The following is a 2,307-nucleotide window of genomic DNA, read 5'->3' on the forward strand; positions in this document are numbered from 1 at the left end:
GTGTCGGGATGCGGGTCGACGAGATCCTTGACCTCGACGAAGATTGCGCGGCTAAACCGATACATGCGACCTCCAGCTCGGTGTCACAAGGGGGGCGGGACGGCCTGGTTAGTATGCCCGATTCCCTGTTCATTTAGCCACCAGGATTGTTAAGCTGACGTTAATCTCAGGGTTTTTTCCGGAGAACGGCGGCGAAAACCGGCGATTCGTCTGTATCTCGGGGGTGTCACAAACGCAGCCGCTTGCGTGTTACGTGTCCGACCTCTTCCGCCAGCACGATCCGGGACCGCATCCGGAGCGGCCGGCCCGGATCGACGCCGTGATGCACGCGGTCCGGGCGACGCAGGCGCCGGTCGAGGAGCCCGGCCCCGCGGCGCAGGTCGACCTCGAGCGGGTGCATCCGCCCGCGTTCCTGGCCGCCATCCGGGAGCTGTGCGAGGCGGGGGGCGGCTCAATCGACCTCGACACGGTCGTGAGCGAGCGGAGCTATGACGCCGCCGTCGTCGCGTCGGGCGCGGCGACCGCGGCGGTGGACGCGGTCCTCGCAGGCGATCTCGAAGCGGCCTTCTGCCTCGGCCGCCCGCCCGGGCATCACGCCGAGGCGGCGCGCGCCATGGGGTTCTGCCTCGTGAACCATGCGGCGGTCGCGGCCGGCCACGCCCGGGCGGCGGGGGTCGAGCGCGTCGCGGTGCTCGACTGGGATGCCCACCATGGCAATGGCACCCAGGCGATTTTCTGGGACGACCCGGCCGTGCTCTACGTGTCGCTGCACCAGTACCCGTTCTACCCGGGGACAGGCAGCCGGGCCGAGCGGGGCGGCGGGGCGGGGGAGGGGGCGACCGTCAACATCCCGCTCGCGGCCGGGACCTCGGAGCGCGGCTTCCGCGACGCGTTCGAGTATGAGGCCGTGCCGGCGCTTCGCGACTTCGATCCGGGCCTCCTGATCGTCTCGGCCGGCTTCGACGCCCACCGCGACGACCCGCTCTGCAACCTCGGGCTCTCGTCGGCCGCCTTCGGCGACCTGACGCGTGCCGTCCGCGAGATCGGCGCCGGCCCGGTGATGATCCTGGAGGGCGGCTACGACCTGACCGCCCTCTTCGAGAGCGTCACCGAAGTCCTGACCGCCCTCACCTGAAAAAACGGGGTCAGACCCCAATTTTTCAGGTGGGGTCGAAGGCGAAAGGCAGGACGTAGACCCGCGACCCTCGCCACCGCTTGGCCGCGACGCAACAACGGGGTCAGACCCCGGTGTTGCGCGGACGCGCCGCCTGCTGCGGTGCGTAGACGTGCGATGAGGTGGGTCGCTCTCGCTGCGGTCGCGTATGTCGCCACGGCGTGCGCGTCCGGGGCGGGCCCGGGTGATCGGTGCCTGCAACGTCGGTGTCAGGCACCGATCTTGCAGGCGACCACCACGAACCAGGTGCCGTCGTGCAGCACGTCGCCGCCGCCCAGCTCGGCCGCCAGCTCCGCGCCGCGGAAGTAGCGCTTGTAGACGCGGTGACGGGTGCCGTCGTTCAGGACGCGGTCCTGCCACTCCTCCGGGTCGACGCCGTCGTGGAGTGCGGAGTCCACCACGACCAGCTCGCGCGCCACCCGCCGCGCCTCCGAGACGAACCGCTCGCGCTCGTCCGGCAGGAGATGGCCGTAGAAGTGGCCCGTGAGGACGCGGTCGAACTCGCCGTCGCCGAACGGCAGCGGGACGGCGTCGCCCTGGACAACCCGCGCCTCCGGAAGCCGGGCCGAGGCGACCTCGACCATCGCCGGGCTCTGGTCAAGCCCGGTCACCTCGCCGCGCAGGTGACGGGTGAGGAACCCCGTGCCGCAGGCCACGTCGAGCACCCGCGCCGGAGCCAGGCCCGCGACGACCTCGCACAGCTGCTCGACCTCCTCGTGCCACCCGGGCCGGTCGCGCTCGGCGTAGAGCCCGCGGCCCAGCCACCAGTCGTCGTACTCGCCGGCGCGCGCGTCGTAGTACGCGCGCATGTGCTGGTCGACGACCGTCAGTAGCCGATCACCACTAGCCGCGGCTCGGTCATCTCCTGGACGGCGTACTTCGGCCCCTCGCGCGTGTTGCCGGACTCCTTGACGCCGCCGTACGGCATGTGGTCGGCCCTCCATGTCGGCGCCTCGTTGACCGTGACGCCGCCGAAGTCGAGCTCTTGCGCGGCCCACATCGCGCGGGAGATGTCCTGCGTGAAGATGCCGGCCTGGAGGCCGTAGTCGGTGCCGTTGGCCTTCTCGACCGCCTCCTTGACGTCGGACACGCGCGCCAGCGTCACCACCGGCCCGAACACCTCGCGGCAGGCG

Annotated in this window: 3 protein-coding genes; 1 reads left to right on the forward strand and 2 read right to left on the reverse strand. The window is 71.0% G+C overall.

Features of this window, described 5'->3' with window-relative positions:
* The first annotated feature begins 253 nt into the window (after nucleotides 1-253).
* A complete protein-coding gene (locus VH969_RS30605) occupies nucleotides 254-1,135 on the forward strand; it encodes a histone deacetylase family protein (RefSeq protein WP_331980614.1) in 882 nt (293 codons plus the stop codon).
* Nucleotides 1,136-1,383: 248 nt separating this feature from the next.
* On the opposite strand, the gene VH969_RS30610 is transcribed toward VH969_RS30605, so the two are convergent.
* A complete protein-coding gene (locus VH969_RS30610) occupies nucleotides 1,384-1,983 on the reverse strand; it encodes a class I SAM-dependent methyltransferase (RefSeq protein WP_331980616.1) in 600 nt (199 codons plus the stop codon).
* Nucleotides 1,984-2,000: 17 nt separating this feature from the next.
* Nucleotides 2,001-2,307, reverse strand: a 307-nt coding sequence (locus VH969_RS30615; RefSeq protein ID WP_331980618.1) for an aldehyde dehydrogenase family protein, incomplete at its 5' end; no start/stop codon positions are given.

It is taken from the genome of Actinophytocola sp., from assembly GCF_036555685.1.
In the GTDB taxonomy this organism is placed as follows: domain Bacteria; phylum Actinomycetota; class Actinomycetes; order Mycobacteriales; family Pseudonocardiaceae; genus Actinophytocola.

What these genes read in the sequence shown, in the direction of transcription:
- VH969_RS30610 (WP_331980616.1), bottom strand. Translation starts at nt 1,983, where the DNA reads ATGCGCGCGTACTACGACGCGCGCGCCGGCGAGTACGACGACTGGTGG.